Annotated in this window: 9 protein-coding genes; 7 read left to right on the forward strand and 2 right to left on the reverse strand. The window is 70.7% G+C overall.

Annotation, left to right across the window (positions count from 1 at the left end; genetic code table 11):
- Positions 1-52 precede the first annotated feature (52 nt).
- A complete protein-coding gene (locus tag AB0N90_RS06905; RefSeq protein ID WP_365193469.1) occupies positions 53-511 on the forward strand; it encodes a hypothetical protein in 459 nt (152 codons plus the stop codon).
- 85 nt (positions 512-596) lie between these two features.
- The gene (locus AB0N90_RS06910) at positions 597-2420 is read left to right on the forward strand and encodes a glycoside hydrolase family 18 protein (protein ID WP_365193472.1); all 1824 of its coding nucleotides are present in this window, start codon (positions 597-599) and stop codon (positions 2418-2420) included.
- On the opposite strand, the gene AB0N90_RS06915 is transcribed toward AB0N90_RS06910, so the two are convergent.
- Together AB0N90_RS06915 and gabT are read right to left on the reverse strand one after the other, a co-directional pair.
- Entirely contained in the window at positions 2359-3030 is a 672-nt protein-coding gene (locus AB0N90_RS06915) for a phosphatase PAP2 family protein (protein WP_365193474.1), read from the reverse strand. The two genes, AB0N90_RS06910 and AB0N90_RS06915, sit on opposite strands and share 62 nt — an antisense overlap.
- A gap of 433 nt (positions 3031-3463) precedes the next feature.
- Positions 3464-4798, reverse strand: a complete 1335-nt coding sequence (gabT, locus tag AB0N90_RS06920) for a 4-aminobutyrate--2-oxoglutarate transaminase (RefSeq protein WP_365193476.1) — start codon at positions 4796-4798, stop codon at positions 3464-3466.
- A gap of 247 nt (positions 4799-5045) precedes the next feature.
- Here gabT and AB0N90_RS06925 point away from each other — a divergent pair, with 247 nt between their 5' ends.
- From AB0N90_RS06925 to AB0N90_RS06945, 5 genes are all read left to right on the forward strand, one after another.
- Complete coding sequence (locus tag AB0N90_RS06925; RefSeq protein ID WP_365193478.1) at positions 5046-7460, forward strand: ATP/GTP-binding protein; 2415 nt, start codon at positions 5046-5048, stop codon at positions 7458-7460.
- Positions 7461-7553: 93 nt separating this feature from the next.
- Positions 7554-9149 (forward strand): PucR family transcriptional regulator, encoded by a 1596-nt coding sequence (locus AB0N90_RS06930; protein ID WP_365193479.1) that lies wholly within the window; start codon positions 7554-7556, stop codon positions 9147-9149.
- A gap of 138 nt (positions 9150-9287) precedes the next feature.
- Complete coding sequence (locus tag AB0N90_RS06935) at positions 9288-10733, forward strand: aldehyde dehydrogenase family protein (RefSeq protein WP_085566805.1); 1446 nt, start codon at positions 9288-9290, stop codon at positions 10731-10733.
- A gap of 380 nt (positions 10734-11113) precedes the next feature.
- Positions 11114-21757, forward strand: coding sequence for a LamG-like jellyroll fold domain-containing protein (locus AB0N90_RS06940; protein ID WP_365193482.1), 10644 nt, complete (start codon positions 11114-11116; stop codon positions 21755-21757).
- A 58-nt stretch (positions 21758-21815) separates the two neighbouring features.
- Positions 21816-22337 (forward strand): SMI1/KNR4 family protein, encoded by a 522-nt coding sequence (locus AB0N90_RS06945; protein WP_365193484.1) that lies wholly within the window; start codon positions 21816-21818, stop codon positions 22335-22337.
- Positions 22338-22632 lie beyond the last annotated feature (295 nt).

The raw sequence follows: 22632 nt of genomic DNA on the forward strand, positions 1-22632 counted from the left end.
CCCCGAGGCGACGCGAGCGCGTCGCGCACCGAGGAGAGCGGGAGGCCTGCTCATGGGTGGGACGAAGACGGCGGTGGAGTGGCTGGCAGCCGTGGCACCGGACCCCCGGGGGTGCCGCCGGGAATGGGAGCGCAATCCGCACGGGGTGGCACTGCTGCCCGCGGGCCGGGCCTGGGACGTGCTGATCCTGCCGGCCCATCTGGGCCACCCGACGCTGGACGTGCTGACCCGGCTGCTCGGCAGGACCGGCCCGGTGCTCGCCGACTTCGGCGACAACCGGATCGGGTTCTTCGTGGCGCCGGGTACCGCGGAGCGCTGGCTGGGCACCGGGGTGCGCACCGCCGGGAACGGCACCTGGATCGTCGTACCGCATCCGGGCCGGGCGAGCCGGGGGGTGCGCTGGCTGGTGCCGCCGGACGGCTCCGGCACGCTGACCGACGCGGCGCTGCTGGAACTGGCGATGCACGAGGCGGCGGCGCGGCTGGTGCTGGGGGCGGAGGAGGACGGGTAGCGCGCGCATGTCTTGACACCAGGATTGGTCTGGACCAAATTGAGTGCCGTTCCACCCTCCAACTCCCCCCTGCCCGGAGGTCTTTGTGGACCGCTCCAGACCCCTGCTCGCCCTCCTCGCGGCCACGGTCCTCGCCGTGCCCGGCCTCACCGCGCTCTCGTCGGCCGCCCACGCGGCCGACGCGGACGTGCTCACGAACGGCGGCTTCGAGTCCGGCCTCTCCGGCTGGACCTGCTCCGCCTCCTCCGGCACGACGGTCAACTCACCCGTGCACAGCGGCAGTTCCGCGCTCCAGGCCACCCCGGCCGGCAGCGACGACGCCCAGTGCGCGCAGACGGTGAGCGTCCAGCCCAACTCCCAGTACACGCTGGCCGGTTACGTCCGGGGCTCGTACGTCTACCTGGGCGCGAGCGGCACCGGCACCACCGATGTCTCCACCTGGACCCAGTCGGCGCCGGACTGGCAGAAGCTGAGCACCACCTTCACCACCGGGCCCTCGACCACCAAGGTCACGGTGTACACCCACGGTTGGTACGGCACGGGTGCCTACGGCGCCGACGACCTCTCGCTCACCGGCCCCGGCGGGGGCGGCGGCACCACCCAACCGCCCGCCGTACCGGCCGGGTTGACCGCCTCCTCCGTCACCTCCTCGTCCGTCGCCCTGTCCTGGTCGGCGGTGAGCGGCGCCACGGGGTACGCGGTCTACCGCGACGGCGTCAAGGTCCAGTCGGCGAGCGGGACGTCGGCCACCGTCACGGGGCTCACCGCCTCGACGGCGTACAGCTTCCAGGTCACGGCGGTCAACGACGCGGGGGAGTCCGCGAGGTCGGCGGCGGTGGTGGTGACCACGAGCACCGGCGGAACGGGCGGCGACCCGGGCGGCGGCTCCGCCGGTCTCCCGCCCCACGCCCTCGTCGGCTATCTGCACTCCAGCTTCGCCAACGGCTCGGGATACACCCGGCTCGCGGACGTCCCCGACAGCTGGGACGTCATCGACCTGGCCTTCGCCGAGCCCACCTCACCGACCTCCGGGGACGTGGAGTTCACCCGCTGCCCGGTCACGGACTGCCCGAACGCCGAGAGCGACGCCGACTTCAAGGCGGCGATCAAGGCCAAGCAGGCGGCCGGCAAGAAGGTGCTGATCTCCATCGGCGGCCAGAACGGCCAGGTCCAGCTGACCACCACGGCGGCCCGCGACGCCTTCGTCTCCTCCGTCGAGAAGATCATCGACACCTACGGCCTCGACGGCCTCGACATCGACTTCGAGGGCCACTCGCTGTCCCTGGACACCAATGACACGGACTTCAAGAACCCCACCACGCCCGTGATCGTCAACCTCATCTCGGCGCTGAAGACCTTGAAGGCCAAGTACGGCGCGAAGTTCGTGCTGACGATGGCCCCGGAGACCTTCTTCGTGCAGAACGGCTACCAGTACTACGGCACCGGCAAGTGGGGCGGCCAGGACCCGCGCTGCGGCGCCTACCTCCCGGTGATCTACGCCCTGCGCGACGACCTCACCCTGCTGCACGTCCAGGACTACAACTCCGGCCCGATCATGGGCCTCGACAACCAGTACCACTCCATGGGCGGCGCCGACTTCCACATCGCCATGACCGACATGCTCCTCACCGGCTTCCCGGTGGCCGGCGACCCGGACAACGTCTTCCCGCCGCTGCGCCCCGACCAGGTCGCGATCGGCATGCCCGCCTCCACCAACGCGGGCAACGGCTACGTCGCCCCCTCCGAGGTCACCAAGACCCTGGACTGCCTGACGAAGAAGACCGACTGCGGCTCGTACACCACCCATGGCACCTGGCCGGACCTGCGCGGCCTGATGACCTGGTCGATCAACTGGGACCGCTACTCGAACTGGGAGTTCCAGAAGACGTTCGACGGCTACTTCGGCTGAACCCCGGCAGTGTGCCGAGCGCGGTCAGCAGGACCGCGCTCAGGCACCAGCTGCCCAGCACGTCCAGCGGCCAGTGATAACCGTGCCGGACCAGGCCGTAGGAGACGCCCAGGACCAGGACCGCGCAGAGCACGAGCGCGGTCACCCGGGCGGCGCGGGAGCGGAGCCACGGCAGCAGGAGCAGGGCCGCGGAGCCGTAGGCCACGGCGGCCGTCGCCGTGTGCCCGGAGGGGAAGTAGCCGGTGGCCGGGGGCACCACGGGGGTCCCCGGCCGGGCGATCCAGTCCTTCAGCGGCACCACGAGCGCCGGGAGCAGCGCCATCAGGACGGCGGCCGCGAGGGGCGGCAGCCACCAGCGGGCGTGCCCGGCGTCGCGCCCGCGCCACAGGGTGTACCCGGCGGCGACGAGCAGGACCGGGACGGCGACCTGGACATCGCCGAGGTCGGAGAGGAACTGCGCGAACCCGTCCGGGTGGACCAGATCCCGGCTGAGCCGGGCGTCCGCGCGCAGCAGCGGGCCGTGGCCGAGGACCTGCCAGGTGATCAGCAGGAAGAGGACGGCGGGGGCCGGGATGCCGAGGAGCAGGGCGCGGCGGACGGGGTGCGACACGGGGGCCAGCTTGGCAGGCGGGCGCGCGAGGGGGCGTACCGGGGCGCCTTCTGGGGCAGGCGGAGAAGGAGGCCGGCCGCCCCGGAACAGGGGGGGTGGTCACGGGGCGGCCGTCCGGACCGGAACGTCGCACGCCCCGGGGGGTTTGGGGCGGCGACCGTCCGATCGGTGAGGAGATCCCGGCGTCAGGCGCCGGTTGTGTGCGCGAAGGCACGGCCAGGTCGAAGCTGGGGAGGCCTCGGCCTGAGGTCGCCCACGGTCCCCCGTGGACGGGGTGTATCTCTCATCTGGGTAGAACCTACGGCAGGCCGAGGCGCTTGGGCAGGCGGATTCCCGTCCCGACATGCACCCCGCACACCTTCTTCACACGGCCTGCCGCAGCCGGAAAACCGGAATCCCGGATACGGGCCGGGACCGGTCCGGGACCCGGATCTCAGATACCGGCGAGCGCCTGCTCGACGACGTCCAGACCCTCGTTCAGCAGGTCCTCGCCGATGACCAGCGGGGGCAGGAAGCGCACCACGTTGCCGTAGGTGCCGCAGGTCAGGACCAGCACACCCGCGGCGTGGCAGGCCTTGGCCAGCGCGGCGGTGGCCTCCGGGTTCGGCTCCTTGGTGGCGCGGTCCTTGACCAGCTCGATGGCGATCATGGCGCCGCGGCCGCGGACCTCGCCGATGACATCGAACTTCTCCGCCATGGCGGCGAGCCGGCCCTTCATGACCTCCTCGATGCGCTTGGCCTTGCCGTTGAGGTCGAGCTCCTTCATGGTCTCGATGGCACCGAGCGCACCGGCGCAGGCGACCGGGTTGCCGCCGTAGGTGCCACCCAGGCCACCGGCGTGCGCCGCGTCCATGATCTCGGCGCGGCCGGTCACCGCGGCGAGCGGCAGACCACCGGCGATGCCCTTGGCCGTGGTGATGAGATCCGGGACGATGCCTTCGTCCTCGCAAGCGAACCACTGCCCGGTCCGGCAGAACCCGCTCTGGATCTCATCGGCGACGAAGACGATCCCGTTGTCGGCGGCGAACTGGCGGATCGCGGGCAGGAAGCCCTTGGCCGGCTCGATGAAGCCGCCCTCGCCGAGCACCGGCTCGATGATGATCGCGGCCACGTTGTCCGCGCCGACCTGCTTGCTGATCTGGTCGATGGCCTGCTTGGCGGCCTCCGGACCGGCGTTCTCCGCACCGGTCGGCCAGCGGTAGCCGTAGGCGACCGGGACGCGGTAGACCTCGGGCGCGAACGGGCCGAAGCCGTGCTTGTACGGCATGTTCTTCGCCGTCAGCGCCATGGTCAGGTTGGTGCGCCCGTGGTACCCGTGGTCGAACACGACGACGGCCTGCCGCTTGGTGTACGCACGCGCGATCTTCACCGCGTTCTCGACGGCCTCGGCGCCCGAGTTGAACAGCGCGGACTTCTTGGCGTGGTCACCCGGCGTCAGCTCGGCCAGCGCCTCGGCGACGGCCACGTAGCCCTCGTACGGGGTGACCATGAAACAGGTGTGGGTGAAGTCCGCGAGCTGGGCGGAGGCACGGCGTACGACGGCCTCGGCGGAGGCGCCGACGCTGGTCACGGCGATACCGGAGCCGAAGTCGATCAGGCTGTTGCCGTCCACGTCCTCGATGACACCGCCGCCGGCGCGCGTGACGAAGACCGGCAGCGTGGAGCCCACGCCCTGGGCGACCACGGCGGTGCGGCGGGCCTGCAGCTCCTGCGACTTCGGGCCGGGGATGGCGGTGACGACGCGGCGCTCCTGCGGAAGTGCGGTCATGCGGGGCTCCTGGGGGTAATACGGACGCTTGCCTTCTTTTCTCGCAGGCTAAGGCGGGTGCGGGGGGGTGGGCATGCTCCATGTGGGCGTTGTGCGCCGCCGCGGTTGTCCGCGGTGGACATAGCGAGCGTACGGCCGTCCGGCCCCCTCGGCGCCCCCTGCGGCCCCGCAACCCCCGAACTCCCCGCCGCAGGCACTAGATTGCTCGCTGACGGTGGACGGATCGGCTGGTCAGGGGGCGGGGCGGATGCACAACGACGAAACCCACAACACGCGCAAAACCCAGCCGGGCCCGGTACCCCATCCGACCCGCCCACCAGAGCCGGCGGGCGTACCACCGAGGCCGACAACACCGCCCAACGTGCAGGCACCCGCCTTCTCCGCCTCGCCGCCTCCGCATCCGCGTTCCCCGGTCGCCGACTGGCTCGACGAGCCGCGCCCGGCCGCCGAGCCGGGCATCTGGCGCCACGGCTACCGGCGGCCCAAGGCCACGCGCCAGGAACAGCGCCTGGCCCCCGTCACCATCGTCGGCTTCTTCGTGCCCCTGGCGGTGGGGCTCCTGGTGTGGTCGCTGTGGCGGCACGGCAGCATCCCCTATCAGTGGGCGGTCCTGAAGCTGCTCACCCCGGACGGCTGGTGGTGGGCGGGGACCACATCACCGAAGGGCTACCAGGGCGCCGAGGCGATGACGGTCGCCGACGGCGTGTTCTTCGCGATCCTCGTCTACGCCATGGCGCGCCTGGGCAGCTGGCGCGACATCGTCCGGCATGTCGTCACCCGCCGGCCCCAGCCCGCTCGCGCCCTCATCGCGGCCCTGGGTGCCCTGATCGCGCTGTCCTTCGTCTTCCCCAAGGCCTTCGGTGTCGGCTGGGACGCCCTGCCCGTTCAGGACCCGCTGTTCTCCCTCATCGTGCTGATCACAGGCAGCTACGACGTGTTCGCGTCGGTGCTGCTCACCGACACCCTGTACGCGCTGATCACCCTGCTGGTGCTGTGGCCGTTCGCCCGGATCGGCGGCTGGTGGCCCTTCGCGCGGCAGAAGCTCGCCGCGCGCGAGCGAGCGAAGGCCGATGGGCCTGCGCAGACCGCTGCCGAGCGGCGGCCGTCGCAGTGGCCCGAGCTGCGCGAAGCCGGCCAGCATCAGGCCGCGGACCTGCTCACCACCGAGGTGCACACCGGCCGGATGAACGACGTGGACTGCGCCAGGGTCGGCCATATGTGGACCATGGCGCGGGCACAGGCACGGCTGTCGTCGTTCACCGACACGGTGCTGCGCGAGGCCGGCGCCGCCTGGACCCACCCCTCCGGCGCTCGCGACCTGCCGGGCCGGACCGCCCGGCACGACCTGCTCGCCGGGCAGGTGCGCCTCGGGCAGTGGGTGGCCGGCGAGCGCACCCCACTGTCCTACGGCGGCGCGGGTGCGGCCCTCGCGCCGGACACCTTGGGCACCTCCCTGCTGGCCGTCGGGCCCTCCGGCTCCGGCAAGACCCGTCATCTGGTCCGGCCGGTCGTCGAGTCCCTCGGTCTGCAGGCGCTCGCCGGGCAGTGTGCCGTCGTCGCCGTGTGCGCCGCGGGCACCCCGCTCGGCCCCGACTCCGGCTTCGATGTCGTCGTACGACTCGGCGATCCCGCATCGGTGCACGACCTTGATCCGTACGCGGACTCCGACGATCCGGACGAGGCGGCCGCCTTCCTGGCGGAGGGGCTGGCCGGCGACCTGGACACGGTGAGCGGACAGCGCGCCGCCACCGCGCTCGCCCAGCTCCTCGGCCCCTTCAGGGCAGTGCACGGACGCTTCCCGGCCCTGCCCGAGCTGCGGGAACTGCTGGAGGGCGATCCCTCGGCCCTTGACGCGCTGCGGGTGGCGCTCGCGGCGGACGAGCACACGGTGATGCGCCGCGAACTCGATGCGCGCGTCCGGCAGGCGGGCAGCGCGGGCGACCCGGGCCCGATCCTGGCCGACCGGCTCGCACTGCTGGTTCGCCCGGCGTTCGCGGAGTTCTTCGGCGCGGGCGCAGGGGGCGCCCGGCCGTTCTCGCTGCGCGCGGTCGTCCACCACCCGCTGCGGGTCCGGATCGACCTGCCGGACCGTGGACACGAGGAGGCGTCCCGGATCATCACCCGGCTGGTGCTCGCCCAGTTCGGCGCCGTGGCGACGGCCGGTGAACGGAACCACTTCGTCTGCCTCGTCCTGGACGACGCCACGGGCGCGGTGACGGCCGAATCCGTCCGGCGCATGCAGCGCCTGCGCTCCCGCAACGCGGGCGTGGTGCTCGCCCTGCGCACCGTCGGGGACGTCCCCGAGACATTGCACGGGCCGCTGTACGCGGCGGTCGGCTGCCGGATGGCCTTCTCCGGGGTCACCACATGGGACGGCGGCAGGTTCGCGGAGGCATGGGGCACGCAGTGGGTGGAAACCCGGGACGTGGCCCGGCACACCGTGTTCGCCGACCAGCCGATGACCCGGGCGATCCATGCCCTGCGCAAGCTGGTGACCGGCAAGGCGGTGACCACAGAGGCCGTCACCGTCCGCCAAGTAGAACGCGAACGCTGGTCCGCCTCCGAGTTGGCGCACGCGGTTCCGGCCGGGCACGCGGTGTTGTCGTTGACCAGTGTGCGAGGGGAGCACGCGCCGCCGTTGCTGGTGGATCTCAGGGCGTGAAGCGGCCAGCGGGGGACCGTACGGTGAGGCAGAATCGGGGAAGGCCGTTGGTACGTGTCGGCCAAGACAGATCTCCGTCACCGTGAAGGCACCATGCCCCCGACGCTCGCCTCGCTCGTCCACCACTCGGCGCTGAAGCTGACCGTCCGGGCCGGCGCCGACCGCCTTGACGTGCCCGTGCGCTGGGCCCACGTCAGCGAGCTGGCCGACCCCGTGCCCTACATGGAGGGCGGCGAGCTGCTCCTGATCACCGCGCTCAAGCTGGACGCGGAGGACCCGGAGGCCATGCGCCGGTACGTACGGAGACTGGCCGGCGCGGGTGTCGTCGGCCTCGGGTTCGCCGTCGGGGTCAATTACGAGGAGATCCCTAAGGCCCTCGTCGACGCCTGCGCCGACGAACCCCTGCCGCTGCTCGAAGTCCCCCGCCGCACCCCCTTCCTCGCCATCAGCAAGGCCGTCTCCGCCGCCATCGCCGCCGACCAGTACCGCGCCGTCACCGCCGGCTTCGCCGCCCAGCGCGAGCTGACCAAGCAGGCCCTGAACTCCGGCCCCGAGGGCCTGCTCACCGCCCTCGCCGCCCAGGTCGACGGCTGGGCCGCGCTCTACGACGCCTCCGGCACCGTCGTCGCCGCCGCCCCCGACTGGGCCGGCCGCCGCGCCGCCCGCCTCACCGGCGAGGTGGAACGGCTCAGGGAGCGGCCCGCCCCCGCCTCCTCCGTGGTCGGCGGACCCGAGCACGAGGACCGCGTCGAGCTGCACTCCCTCGGCACCGGCCGCCGCCCCCGCGCCGCCCTCGCCGTCGGCACCGCCGCCGCCCCCGGCACCGCCGAGCGGTACGCCGTACATTCCGCCATCGCCCTGCTCACCCTCACCACCGAGCGCTCCCGCTCCCTGCACGCCGCCGAGCAGCGCATCGGCACCGCCGTGCTGCGCATGCTGCTCGCCGGGGAACCCGACCACGCCCGCGCCGTCGCAGGCGACCTGTACGGCGGACTGCTGGACGCCCCGTTCCGGATGATCGTCGCCGACTCGGTCCCCGCCGCACGGGCCACCGCGACCGGCGGCGACCGGCTCGGCACCCTCGCGGAGGCCCTGGAGTCCGCCGCCGCCCGCTCCGGCGAGGCGGTACTGGTCGTACCGGAGGGCGAGCGACTCGTCGTACTGGCCGCGGACGGCGGCGCTGCGGTCGCCGCCTGCGTCGCCTGGGCCGCCGACCTGGAGGCCGCCCGCACCAGCCCCGAGCGCACGGGCGCCGAGGAGGACGAGATCGTCGTGGGACTGTCCGCCCCGGCCGGTCCGATCGCCGCCGCGGCCGCCTACAAGCAGGCCGAACAGTCCCTGTCGGTCGCCCGGCGCCGGGGACGGGTCCTGGTCGAGCACGAGCAGCTGGCCGCCGGATCCGTCCTGCCGCTGCTCGCCGACGACGCGGTGAAGGCGTTCGCCGACGGACTGCTGCGACCGCTGTACGAGCATGACGCCACCGGCCGCGGCGACCTGGTCGCCTCGCTGCGCGCCTGGCTCTCCCGGCACGGCCAATGGGACGCGGCCGCCGCCGACCTGGGCGTGCACCGGCACACGCTGCGCTACCGGATGCGCCGGGTCGAGGAGATCCTCGGGCGCTCGCTGGACGACCCCGACGTACGCATGGAGCTGTGGCTCGCGCTGAAGGCGACTTCCAGCGAGCAGTAGCGCTGGTAGTAGTCCAATCAGTAGTGCCCGTCGCTCCTACTGCTACGGCACGGACAAGCGACCCCCGGCCCCGGCCGTCCTACCGTGGAGCACGAAAGCCAAGGACGCCCCCAAACGCGGAAAGGCCGGGAATCGCACATGACTTCCACCCACGCCTTCTGGCTCGCCGGCCGCCAGGTCACCGGTGAGACCACCTTCGACGTCACCTCGTCGTGGGACGGCCGGCTCGTCGGCACCGTCAGCGTGCCGACCGACGCCCAGGTCGAGGAGGCCGTGGCCGCCGCGTACGCCGCCCGCGACGAGTTCGCGGCCACCCCCGCGCACGTACGGGCCGCCGCCCTCGACCACGTGGCCAAGCGCCTCATCGAGCGCACCGAGGAGATCGGTCAGCTGATCTCCGCGGAGAACGGCAAGCCCATCAAGTGGGCCCGCGGCGAGGTCGGCCGTGCCGCCTCGGTGTTCCGCTGGGCCGCCGAGGAGGCCCGCCGGTTCAACGGCGGCGAGGCCCAGCGCCTCGACACCGACGGCGGCGGCGAGGGCCGGCTCGCGCTGGTCCGGCGCTTCCCGAAGGGCGTCGTGCTCGGCATCGCGCCGTTCAACTTCCCGCTGAACCTGTGCGCCCACAAGATCGCCCCGGCGATCGCGGCCGGCGCCCCGATCATCCTCAAGCCGGCCCCGGCCACCCCGCTGTCCGGCCTGGTCATCGGCGAGCTGCTCGCGGAGACCGAGCTGCCCGCCGGCTCCTGGTCGATCCTGCCGGTCGCCAACGACAAGATGCCCGCCCTGGTCCAGGACGAGCGGCTGCCGGTCATCTCCTTCACGGGTTCCGAGAAGGTCGGCTACGCGATCATGGACTCGGTGCCGCGCAAGCACTGCACCCTGGAACTGGGCGGCAACGGCGCCGCCGTCGTCCTCGGCGACTTCTCCTCGGACGCCGACCTGGACTGGGCCGCGAACCGCATCGCGACCTTCTCCAACTACCAGGGCGGCCAGTCCTGCATCTCCGTGCAGCGCGTGATCGTCGACGCCCCGGTGTACGACCGGCTGCTGCCGCGCATCGTCGCCGCCGTCGAGGCCCAGGTCACCGGCGACCCGAACGACCCCAAGACCGACGTCGGCCCGCTGGTCAGCGAGGACGCCGCCAAGCGCGTGGAGTCCTGGGTCAAGGAGGCCGTGGAGGCCGGCGCCGCGCTGCTCACCGGCGGCGACCGCGACGGCGCCTCGTACGCGCCGACCGTCCTCACCGACCTGCCCTCGGACGTCACCCTCGCCCGCGAGGAGGTCTTCGGACCGGTCCTCAGCGTGCAGAAGGTGCACGGCGAGGCCGAGGCCTTCGCCGCGGTCAACGACTCCAAGTACGGCCTCCAGGCGGGCGTGTTCACCCACGACCTCCAGGCCGCCTTCCGCGCCCACCGCGCCCTTGAGGTCGGCGGCGTGGTCATCGGCGACGTCCCGTCCTACCGCGCCGACCAGATGCCCTACGGCGGCGCCAAGCAGTCCGGCGTCGGCCGCGAGGGCGTCCGCTCCGCGATGGAGGACTACACCTACGAGCGCGTCCTCGTCCTGACGGGCCTCGCGCTCTGACCTGCCGGCAGGTCACCTGAACCGACCTGCGACGAACAGGTCGAACCGGAACGGCCGCAGCCCACTGTGCGGGGGCTGCGGCCGTTCTTTTTTCTTGCCGCCGCCGCCCCTGTCGAAGTGGCTGAACGCCCCCTCTCAAGTGAGATAACTCACAGCATGGAACGCATCGGGCCTTGGATCCGTCGCGGGGTGCTCTCTTGGTTTGCGTCGCTTTGTCGATGAACCTCCCCCGGCCTTGATCGCTTCACAGTCGTCGGATTCTGTGTGCAACTTGCATGTATTCCGTGTGATCACTTAGTAATGGCCCTCGTTTTGCACGGAGCAACAGTTGAGGGGGGCCCATGCGTCCGGCGCGTCCGCTTGTCGTCGCAGTGGCATTTATGACCGCCGTCCTGGCCGGAACGCAGCAGGCCGCCCTGGCGGTTGATCACTGGTCGGGCACATCCGGCCGGCATGCCCCCGGCCAGCACTGGGGATCGGCGGCCGGTCGTGGCCACACCGCTTCCGCGAAGGCCACCGAGGCATCGGCGAAGGGCGGTCACACCGAACCCCGCACGGGGCGCGGTGAGTTGCCCATGCAGGGCGAAACAGGGACGACACGTCTGGCCGGAGCGGCTCCCGAGCTGCCGAAGCCCGGCCCGGTGCAACGGACGACAGCCCCCGAGGCGGCCGCCGTCAAGGGCTTTGACCCCAAGCACAGCAAGGAGATCAAGGGCGGACGCGCGGAGCGCCGGCGCGTCTTCCAGAACGCGGACGGCACCTACACCACCCGCTTCTACGACCAGCCAGTCAACTTCCGTGCCAAGGACGGCAGCTGGCGGCCCATCGACACCACCCTGGTCCGCCGGAGCACCCGCGGGACCCAGGACGCACCGGGCGCACACACGATGAGCGTGAGCGACGACGCGGGCTGGCAGACCAGTTCGACCCAGACACCGATCGACTTCGCCGGTACGGCGGACGCCGCCGACCTGGTACGGATGGACTTGGGCGACGGCCTCTCGGTCGGCTACGGCGTGTCCGGCGCCGCTCCTAGCCCCGCGCAGGCGGACGGCAGCACCGTGACCTACTCCGAGGTACGTCCGCACGCGGATCTCGAACTGCTCGCCGGCGACGGCTCCGTCAAGGAGACCATGGTCCTCCAGGACAAGGACGCGCCCACTGAGTGGCGCTTCCCGCTCGACCTCGACGGACTCACCGCCCGCCCCGACGGCCACGGCGGTATCGAGTTCACCGACGCGGACGGCAGGCAGCGTGCCTGGACCCCGGCCGGCTGGATGCAGGACTCCCGCGTCGCCCAGGACTCCCATGAGGGCGCGATCTCCTCCAAGGTCACCTACAGCCTGGACGAGGAGAACGGCCGTCAGGTCCTGGTGGTCGGACTCGACAAGGATTGGCTGGACGACCCCGACCGCGTCTTCCCGGTCCGCGTCGATCCCTCCGTGCGGTCTTTCGACGCCGGCTCCGGCACGTACGTCGAGTCCCCGTACGACCAGAACTTCGCCTCCGACACGGTCCTGAAGGCGGGCACCTACGACAGCGGCAGCCACAAGGCCGCGGCCTTCCTGCACTTCCCGGGCGTGGAGAGCACGCTGAAGAACGACTGGATCCTCGGCGCCGACCTGGCGCTCTACAACACCTGGTCCCAGTCGTGTTCCGCCCGCCCGGTGACCGTGTCGCCGATCACCTCCAACTGGTCGGAGTCCACCACCACCAAGTACCCGGGTCCGGCGACCGGTTCGTCGCTCGCTTCGAAGAGCTTCGCCCACGGCTGGCGCCCCGAAGGCACGACGACCTGGTCCTGTGGTCCCGCCTGGGAGAGTGTCAAACTCGGCTCGGCGGGCCGCAAGCTGGTCGACGACTGGACCCACGGCCGCAAGAAGAACTACGGCCTCGCGGTGAAGGCATCCACCTCGGACTCCAAGGGCTGGAAGCAGTTCGGATCGGACGACTACCCGAACGGGAAGCCCAGCCTGGACATCACCTGGACGAAGTACGGCGCCACCTACAAGCTCGGCGACTTCACCGCTCCGGTCACCGCCACCTCGCAGGGCGTGGAGAAGGTCACCGTCACCAACGCGGGCCAGGAGACCTGGTCCAAGGGCGGCAACTACAAACTGCGCTACAACCTGTTCGACTCCTCGGGCAAGGAGATCACCGACAGTTCGAAGATCGCCTGGACGGCCATGCCCCAGAACGTCGCGCCGGGTGACAGCGTGACCCTGGACGCGGAGATCGCGCCCCTGGACCCCGCCACGTACACCGTGCAGTGGACGATGGACGACGTCGGCGTCAGCCGCTTCACCTCCGCCGGTGTCCCCGGGCCGGCGGTGAAGATCGCGTCGGTCAACATCCCGCCCCAGCTGACCGCCGAATCGCCGGGCAGTGGCATCACGGCGGACTCCCTCACCCCCACCCTCTGGGCCGCGGGCACGGACGCCGACGACTACCCCAAGTCGACGCTGCAGTACACCTTCGAGGTCTGCCAGGTCGAGGGCAGCAACGTCCGCAAGAACTGCAAGACCGGCTCCCGCAGCTCCGAGCAGCAGTGGGCGGTACCCTCCGGCTGGCTCTCCTGGGGCAAGACGTACGCCTGGTACGCGTACGCCTATGACGGCGACGCCTCCTCGGGTCGGCCCGGCCCCGCGCTGTTGACCACACAGGTCCCGCAGCCGACCGTCACCAGTCATCTCGGCGGTGCCGACGACGGCAAGGAGATCGGCACCCGCGCGGGCAACTACGTCACCGCCGCCACCGACGCGGCGATCGGCACCGTCGGGCCCGAGCTGTCCGTGACCCGGACCTACAACTCTCTCGACCCGCGCCGTGACGGGGCCTTCGGCACCGGCTGGTCGACGTCCTGGGACATGAGCGTGCGCGAGGAACCCGGCACCTCGACGGCGCTGGTGACCCTGGCGGACGGCTCCCAGGCACGCTTCGGTGAGAACACCGACGGGACCTACACCGGTCCCGCGGGTGGTTCCCTGACGCTGAGCCATGAGCCGGACGGCGGCTGGGTTCTGCGGGAGCGTTCCGGCACGACGTACCACTTCCTGTCCGGCGGCGCACTCGACCGGATCGCGGACGTGGCCGGCCGCGCGCAGACCGTCACGCGCGCGACCACGACCGGCGGCCCGGTGCAGAAGGTCACCGACCAGCTCTCGGGCCGGTCGCTGAGCTTCACCTGGACCGGTAGCCATGTCAGCTCCGTGACCACGAACCCGGTCGACGCCAAGACACCCGGGCTGACCTGGACCTACACCTACGCCGACGACCGCCTCACCACGGTCTGCCCGCCGACGTCGGCCACCAAGTGCACGGTCTACGACTACGGAGACGGCTCCGTCTACCGCAGCGGTGTCCTCGACGCCGCCCCGTCCTCCTACTGGCGGCTGGGCGAGAACGACGGCTCCGCGGCCGCCAGCGAGGCGGTCTCGCGCACCGGCCTCGACCAGGCCATCTACCGGGACGTCCAGCTCGGCACCGACTCCGCGATCGCGGGCACGACGGACACCTCCGTCGCGTTCGACGGCACCGACTCGGTCATCGAGATCCCCACCGGCACCCTCAAGGCCGCCGCGTACCCGGCGGTCGAGCTGTGGTTCAGGACGAGCACCCCCTCCGGCGTCCTCGTCGGCTTCCAGAACGAGGAGCTGGGCGACAAGCCGAGTTCCTGGCGCCCGGTGCTGAACATCGACGGCAGCGGCAAGCTGCGCGGCGAGTTCTACCTCACCGGCAGCCCCGGAGCGTCCCCCATCATCTCGGCACAGCCCGTGACCGACGGCCAATGGCACCATGTCGTGCTCTCCGCCGGAGCGACCGCGCAGACCCTCTACCTGGACGGAGCCAAGGTCGGCTCTCTGACCGGTGCCATCACCGACCAGTCCGGCTACCACGCCTATATCGGCGGCGGCTATGCCAGCACCGGTTGGATGGGCCTCGCGTCCGACACGTACCACTTCAAGGGCGAGATGGACGAGGTGGCCTTCTACGACCACCCGATCGACGCGGCGACCGTCGCCGAGCACTACGCCGCGCGCGCCGCGATCGGACAGCTGACCAAGGTCACCCTGCCCTCCGGCCGGGTGCACGCGACCGCGACGTACGACCCGGTCGGCGGCCGGCTCACGCAGTCCACCGACGAGAACGGTGGCACCTGGAAGGTGTCGGCGCCCTCCTACTCGACGGCCTCCTCGTCCTACGCGGACACGATCGAGCGCAGCGAGCCGACCGGCTACTGGCGGCTGGGCGAGCGCACCGGGGCCGTCGCGGCCAGCCCGCTGGGCGACGCGCTCGCCGGTCAGTACGGCGACGGGATCCGCCTCGGCAGCCCTGGCATCTTCGCCGACGGCGACGACACATCGGCGAGCTTCACCGGCGACGGTGCGGTCGAGGTGCCGGTCGAGTCGTTGGGCACGCAGACGGGGATGTCCCTGGAGCTGTGGTTCAGGACCGGCACCCCCGGTGGCGTTCTGGTCGCCGACCAGAACGCGGAGTTCGGCGACACGCCGACCCAGTGGCGGCCGATGCTCCTGATCGACGCGGACGGCAAGCTGCGGGCCCGGTTCTCCGCCGACGCGAGCAGCCTGTACTCCTCGGACACCGTCACCGACAACAAGTGGCACCACGCGCTGCTGACCGGCAACGAGGGCGCGCAGGCGCTCTTCGTGGACGGCGTCCTGCAGGGCAGCGAGTCCACCGGTGTCGACACCAGCCGCTTCGGGCACGTGTTCGTCGGCAGCGCCTACTCCTCGGCCGGCTGGGACGGTCAGAACACGGGTTACCGCAACTTCACCGGGCAGATCGACGAGGTCGCCTTCTACGACAAGCCGTTGGTGAACTTCACCAAGACGACCGGCTCCGACGGCAGCGTGACCTGGCGCTACACCTCGGGGACCAGCGGCTCCGGAAACACCGACACCCCGAACCTGCATGTCCAGGCGCGCCGAGCCCTGGTCGAGGGCACCGGCGACCAGTACCGGGGCGCCACCGTCGCGGACGCGCCCGCCGCGTACTGGCGGCTCGGCGAGTCCAGCGGCACCGCCCTGCACAGCGAGGTCGGCGGGAGCGGCGTGAACGCTACGTTCCAGGGCGATTCGGGCAAGTCCGTCCAGTCCGCGCTGGCCACCCCCGGCGTGTTCGGCGTCGGCGACAACCAGGCGGTCCACCTGGGCAACACTGGTCACATCGACATACCGGGCTCCATACCGGCCGGTGCGACGCAGTTGTCGGCGGAGATGTGGTTCCGTACCTCCACGCCCTCCGCGGTCCTGATGAGCTTCCAGAACGCCCCGCTCGGGCAGACACCGACATCCTGGCGCCCGGTGCTGAACATCGACGGCGACGGCAAGCTGCGCGGCGAGTTCTACCTCACCGGCAACCCCGGAGCGTCCCCCGTCGTCTCCGCCCAGCCCGTGACCGACGGCCAGTGGCACCACGTGGTCCTGTCCTCCTCCGGCAGCACGCAGACCCTCTACCTGGACGGCGTCGCGGCCGGCTCCCTGGCCGGCACGATCGATGAGCAGTCGCGCACGTACGCCTACCTCGGCGGCGGTTACGCCAGCACCGGCTGGACGGGCCAGCCCGCGGGCACCTACTACTTCACCGGCGACATGGACGAGGTAGCCCTGTACCGTAAGGCCCTCACCGCCGACCAGGTCTCCGGGCACTACCGTGCCCAGGCCGAGTCCGCCGTCTCCGGCCTGACCTCCACGGTCATGGTCACGGACCCGCAGCAGCACACCGGCACCACCAGTTACGACGCCCTGCACGGCCAGCGCATCGTCTCGCACACGGACGAGAGCGGCGCGCCCACCTCCTACACCTACGATGTCGCGGGCAACCTGCACACGGTCACCGATCCCGACGGCCACTCCACCGTCACCGGCCACGACACACGCGGCAACGTCGTCTCGACCACGACCTGCCGGGACGCCGACTCCTGCTGGACGAGCTTCAGTTCGTTCTACCTGAACGCCGGCGACCCCCTCGACCCGCGCAACGACAAGCCGCTGAGCGACAGCGACGCGCGTTCGGCCGACGCCCAGGACGACCGCTACCGCACCACGTACACCTACAACAGCGCGGGCCTGCCCACGACCGCCGTCCGGCCCGACGGAAGCACCGCGTCCACCATGTACACCGCGGGCACCGAGGCCGCGGTCGACAGCGGCACGGTTCCGGCCGGTCTGGTGCTCACGAGGACGACCCCCGGCGGTGCGAAGACGTCGTACCGCTACTACGCGAACGGTGATGTGGCGCAGACGACGTCCCCGTCCGGACTCGTCACGAAGTTCATGTACGACGGGCTGGGTCGCGAGACCGCCGAGACACAGGTTTCCGGTACCTTCCCGGACGGTGTGACCACGACCTACGCCTATGACGCCGCCTCCCACGTCGTCACCGAGACTGGCGCCGCCGTGAAGAACGGGCTCAGCGGCACCACTCACACGGGCGAGATCACCCGCTCCTACGACGACGACGGCAGCCTCCTGTCGGAGACGGTGAAGGACACCACCGGAGGTGACACCGCTCGCACCACCACGTACCACTACGACGACCACGGCCTCAACGACAGCACCACCGACGCCGAACTGAACACGACCCACTACGAGCATGACGAACTGGGCCGCGTCGACGGCGTGACGGACCCGGCGGCCACGCACATCACGTACACCTACACACCCCAGGGCCTGCCCGCCACCACTGTCCTCAACGGCTGGACCGGCGACCCGTCCGGCACCGTCCGCGATCTGACCGTCGCCTCCAACGCCTACGACCCGGCGGGCCGCCTCGCCTCCACCACGGACGCGATGGGCGCCACGACGGCGTACACGTACTACGACGACGGCTTGCCGGCGGCCACCACCGCGAAGCAGGTCACCCAGTCCGACGGCAGCAGGCACGACATCGTTCTGGAGAGCGACGCCTACGACCCGGCGGGCAACATGACCCGGCAGGTCACCGGCGGCGGGAACACGACCCGGACGTTCACGGTGGACGCCCTGGACCGCACCACGACGAGCGTCCTCGACCCCGGCGGCCTCAACCGGACCACCGGCTACACCTACGACGGCGACGACCGCGTCAAGGAGCAGACCCGGTCCATCACCGGCGACACCAAGCTCACCGAGTCCTTCGAGTACGACGCCGCCGGTGACCTGACGAAGCAGACCGTCACCGACGGAACCACCACGCACACCACCACCCACACCTACGACGACCGCGGCCTGCCGTTGACCACCGTCACCCCGCGCGGCAACGAACCGGGCGCCGACGCCTCCGCCTTCACCACCACCTACCGCTACGACGAACTGGGCCGTCAGGTATCCCAGAGCGCTCCGGCGGTGCAGGCCGAGGAGAACGGCGACACGCCCGCCACGGCACACCCCACCATCCTTGTCGGCTACGACACCTTCGGCGAAGCCACCGAGACCAAGGACCCTCGCGGCCAGGTGACCCGGGCGCAGTTCGACCGCCTCGGCCGTACGACCGCGACGACGCTGCCCGACTACACCCCGCCGGGCTCCACGACGCCGCTGTCCGCGACCGCCTCCACCACCTACAACGCCCAGGGCCTGCCCGAGACGGCCACCGACCCGCTGGGCCGGGTCACCCGGTACGACTACGACCAGTTCGGCCGGCTGACCAACAGGACCGACCCGGTCGCCGACCCGGCCGCCGCGCTGACGACCCGGTCCGCTGCCGAGTCCGGAGTGATCGCGGGCCCGGTCATCGGCGCCAGCGGCGGCGGCGTCACCCACTACTCCTGGACACCGACCGGCCTGCAGCTCTCGGCCACCGATCCGACGGGCGGCCGTACGGAGGCCACGTACGACGAACTCGGTCGGCAGCTCAGTGCGACGACGGTCGAGCGCTATCCGACGACCCAGAACCTGACCGCGCGCTACACCTGGGACGACGCGGGCGACCAGACCGCTTCGACCACCCCCGGCGGGATCACCGCGACGGCCGGTTACGACCCGGCGGGCGAGGTCACCTCGGTGACCGACCCGGCCGGTAACACCCACTTCGGCTACGACGGCCTGGGCCGCCGGACCGCGACCACGGACGCGACACAGCGCAGGACGACCGCTTCCTACGACGCCCTCGGTGACGTCACGGCCACGACGGAGTACGGCACGGGCAGCACGGCCCTGCGCACGGCGACGGCCGAGTTCGACGCCGACGGCAACCGCACGGCGGTGACCGACCCGCAGACCAAGGCCCGGACCACGTACGCGTACGACGCCCTGGGCCGGCTGACCAAGCAGGTCGAGCCGGTCACGGACGCCAAGTCGATCACCACGACCTTCGGTTACGACGCGGCGGGCGACCGCACTCGTCTCACGGACGGCCGGGGCAACACCACCGTCTACACCTACAACAATTGGGGTCTGTCCGAATCGACCATCGAACCGGCGACCCACGCCGACCCGTCGGAGACGGACCGCACCTGGACCACGGTCTACGACAAGGCGGGACAAGCCGTCACCGAGACGCTGCCCGGCGGGGTGCGACGCGACCGCACCTACGACGGGCTGGGCCGCCTCACTCACGAGACCGGCACCGGCGCGGAGGCGGCGACCACGGACCGAGCCCTGGGCTACGACCTGACAGGCCGACTGACCTCGGCCACCGCGGCGGACGGCACCAGTCAGGACAGGTACACGTACAACGACCGCGGTGAACTCCTGACCGCGTCAGGCCCGGCGGGCGACGCGAGCTACACCTATGACGCCGACGGTGACATGACCCAGCGCAAGACGGCCGCGGGGACCACCGACTACGGCTACGACAGTGCCGGCCGGCTGGATCTCGCCTCCGACTCGATCACCGGCGACCAGATCTTGTACAGCTTCGACCCGGCCGGCCGGCCGAGCAAGGAGCAGTACGCGACCGAGCCGGACAGCGGCTCAGGGCACACAATCACCGCCCAGCGCAGCTACGGCTACGACGACCTGGGCCGCCTCACCGCCGACACGGTCACCAGCCCCGACGGCGCGAGCACGGTCACGTCCACCACCTACGGCTATGACCTGGACGACCAGCTGACGTCGAAGAAGACGACGGGCACGGCGGGCGCCGGCGACGACAACTACACCTACGACTACGCGGGCCGTCTGACAGCCTGGACCAAGGACGGCACTACGACGCCGTACGCGTGGGACGATGCGGGCAACCGCACCGAGGCAGGTGCGTCCACATCCACCTACGACGCCCGGAACCGCCAACTCACCGACGGCGCGACCACATTCACTTACACGTCGCGCGGCACCCTGGCATCCGAGGAGGACGGCAGCAGCACCCGAGCCCTGACCTTCGATGCCTTCGACCGTCAGAGCACCGACGGAGGCACCGGCTACACCTACGACTCCCTTGACCGTGTTCAGACCCGCGGCTCGACGACCTTCACCTACGACGGAGGGTCTGCCGACCTCACCTCGGACGGCACCACAACCTACGACCGCACCCCGGAGGGCGCCCTGCTCTCCTTTTCCACCGGCACCACCAAGCAGTGGGCCGTCACCGACCGCCACACCGACCTGATCGCCGGCCTCAGTACCGACGGCACTCAGGTGACCGGCTCGACGTCGTACGACCCCTTCGGCACCAAGACCGCCACTGACGGCACCACGCCGGACGTCGGCTACCAGTCCGCCTGGACCGACCCCGACTCCGGCGCTGTCGACATGGCCGCACGCTGGTACCAGCCCGGCACCGGCTCCTTCGACTCACGCGACAGCTGGCAGCTGGACCCAACTCCCTCGGCGGAGGCCAACCGGTACCTGTACGGCGACGGCAACCCGCTGAACCGCACGGACCCCACGGGTCACATGAACGTCTGGGAGGTGTTCAACCCGGCGGAAGCCATAGCGGAGGAGGTCTTCTCACAGGTCTACATGGCGGGCAGCAACAGCATCGTCAACGACTGCCCGGGCAACTCCTGCGACTACAGCCACATGACGCCCACGGCGACTTCTCACGATCTCTTCTGCGACACCCATGCCGGGAGCGTGCAGTGCGGCGGAAGCGGAGCGAGCTCGTCCTACGGCAACGGCGGACACAGCTCCGGGAGCGCCTACAGCTCTGGCGGCGGCCACAGTTCCGGCGGCTACCGCCACTACGGAGGCGGCTACTCCAATGGTGGCCGCGGGTGCAACTGCACCGGTATCTCCCGCCGTCCGATCACCCCGCCCAAGCCGCCCATCGACCAGAACCCCAACAACGGACCGCACCCGGTCCCGGCGCCCACCCGCCCCGCGCCTATGCCAATCTTGGCGACCGGGATCTGGTCGGTGGGAGCACCCGTCGTCACGACCATCACGGCGCAGGCCATGGTCGACCTGGCAGGCGTGGCACTTTTCACGCCGACGGCGTATCTGGGTAAGCAACTTCACCCGCTGCCGGACCCGGCCGACAAGCCGGGAGGCGGCACCCGCGGACGCAACCGCAGGGACAAGAAGTGTGACGATGGTCCCGGCTTGAGTCCCACGGGCCATGTCATCTACCTTCCGCGTGAGCGCTACTACGACGACTTCACCAAGCGGCAGGAGTGCCGGGCCGTCGGAATCTACGGGATCATCGACCAGAGGGATCTGACGACGGCAGCGCACCCAGGCCCCGGCACGAGTACGGGCAGCAGCAAGCAGCCACCCGGGTACCAGGAGATCCGTTCCCAGCGCTACAGGCCGAACAACGGTCATCTGCAGCCGAAGCTGGGCGGCGGATCAGGCAAGGATTTGCGTAACCTCGTGGCCCAGTACTCGGATATCAACAGCCCCTACATCAGAGACGGCGTAGAGAAGGACATCCGCACGTCACTCGAAGCAGGTCACCATCTTGCCCTTTCTATTAACCCAAAATATGGAAGGATGCATTCCGGAATCCCGACCACGCTTGAGTACAATTACACGGATATGGAGATGCGTGTGACCAAACATTGCATCGTCTACAACTCGCCCACCGCGCCACGTACGACCGGTTCCGCGAGCTGTCCGGGGGTGACCTCCAGTGCCCCGTGACCACCTCGACGCACTCATTGACACGCTCGGGCCCGCGAGAGACGTCCACGCCTCCGTGATGGCCTGGGAGCAGTTGGAAGGGGGGTTGGGCGTCGTCCTGCCCGGCGACTACAAGCAAGTTGTCGACGGCTATGGGCCGGTGCAGCTCAACGGGCATCTCTTTCTGTCCCATCCGGCTACGCGATCGTGGAACCTCGGCGCGTGGATGAAGAGCACGGTCGGCGCCTTCTCCGCGAGCGATCTCTCCGACGCGCAGTGTCCTGGATTCCCGCACGGCCCTGTCTTCGGCGCTCCCGCCGGTCTCATCCCGCTGGTCGACACCGATCGCGGAGAGTACGCCTTCGGCGTGGTCGACGAGGCTGATGGGACGTGGAGGATCCTCGCCTGCAACGGAGACGAGCAAGACTTCTACGAATACCGGATGCCGTTCGCCGAATGGCTCTACCGGTATCTGGCGGGGGAGGACATGTTCGGTCCGGGCAGCGCGGTTTTCTACCCGGGCCCGGTCGTCTTCGAGTCGATGCCGATGGCCGCGGGGGACGAGCCGATCACCTGGATCGGGCCCGACCGAGGCATGTAAGGCGAGCGAAGGGGCCCGAGTCTGCTTCGGACCCGGGCCCCAGCGGTACGACAACTCCCGGCGTTGGGGCCGCCGCTGCAGGATTTGAAGCCGAACGGGCAACGAACGGGAAACGATTGGATCACCGGTTGTGGGACCTGGGGTGTGCCGGAGGTTTCGTGGGAGCGGTTTCGGCGGTGTCCTGCAGTACTTCGCCCCGTTTTGATGAGTTAGTTCACCGAGAAGGCTGCTCGGGTGCGCCGGATCTCCCGTTCACAAGTGCGTGGCGAGAGTGTGTGCGACCCGGGTAGTGTGC

This window comes from Streptomyces sp. NPDC093018 (assembly GCF_040684035.1).
Taxonomy (GTDB): Bacteria; Actinomycetota; Actinomycetes; order Streptomycetales; family Streptomycetaceae; genus Streptomyces; species Streptomyces murinus.

Coding starts and splice junctions, on each gene's coding strand:
- AB0N90_RS06905 (WP_365193469.1), top strand. CDS start 53: ATGGGTGGGACGAAGACGGCGGTGGAGTGGCTGGCAGCCGTGGCACCG.
- gabT (WP_365193476.1), bottom strand. CDS start 4,798: ATGACCGCACTTCCGCAGGAGCGCCGCGTCGTCACCGCCATCCCCGGC.
- AB0N90_RS06925 (WP_365193478.1), top strand. CDS start 5,046: ATGCACAACGACGAAACCCACAACACGCGCAAAACCCAGCCGGGCCCG.
- AB0N90_RS06930 (WP_365193479.1), top strand. CDS start 7,554: ATGCCCCCGACGCTCGCCTCGCTCGTCCACCACTCGGCGCTGAAGCTG.
- AB0N90_RS06935 (WP_085566805.1), top strand. CDS start 9,288: ATGACTTCCACCCACGCCTTCTGGCTCGCCGGCCGCCAGGTCACCGGT.
- AB0N90_RS06940 (WP_365193482.1), top strand. CDS start 11,114: ATGACCGCCGTCCTGGCCGGAACGCAGCAGGCCGCCCTGGCGGTTGAT.
- AB0N90_RS06945 (WP_365193484.1), top strand. CDS start 21,816: ATGGCCTGGGAGCAGTTGGAAGGGGGGTTGGGCGTCGTCCTGCCCGGC.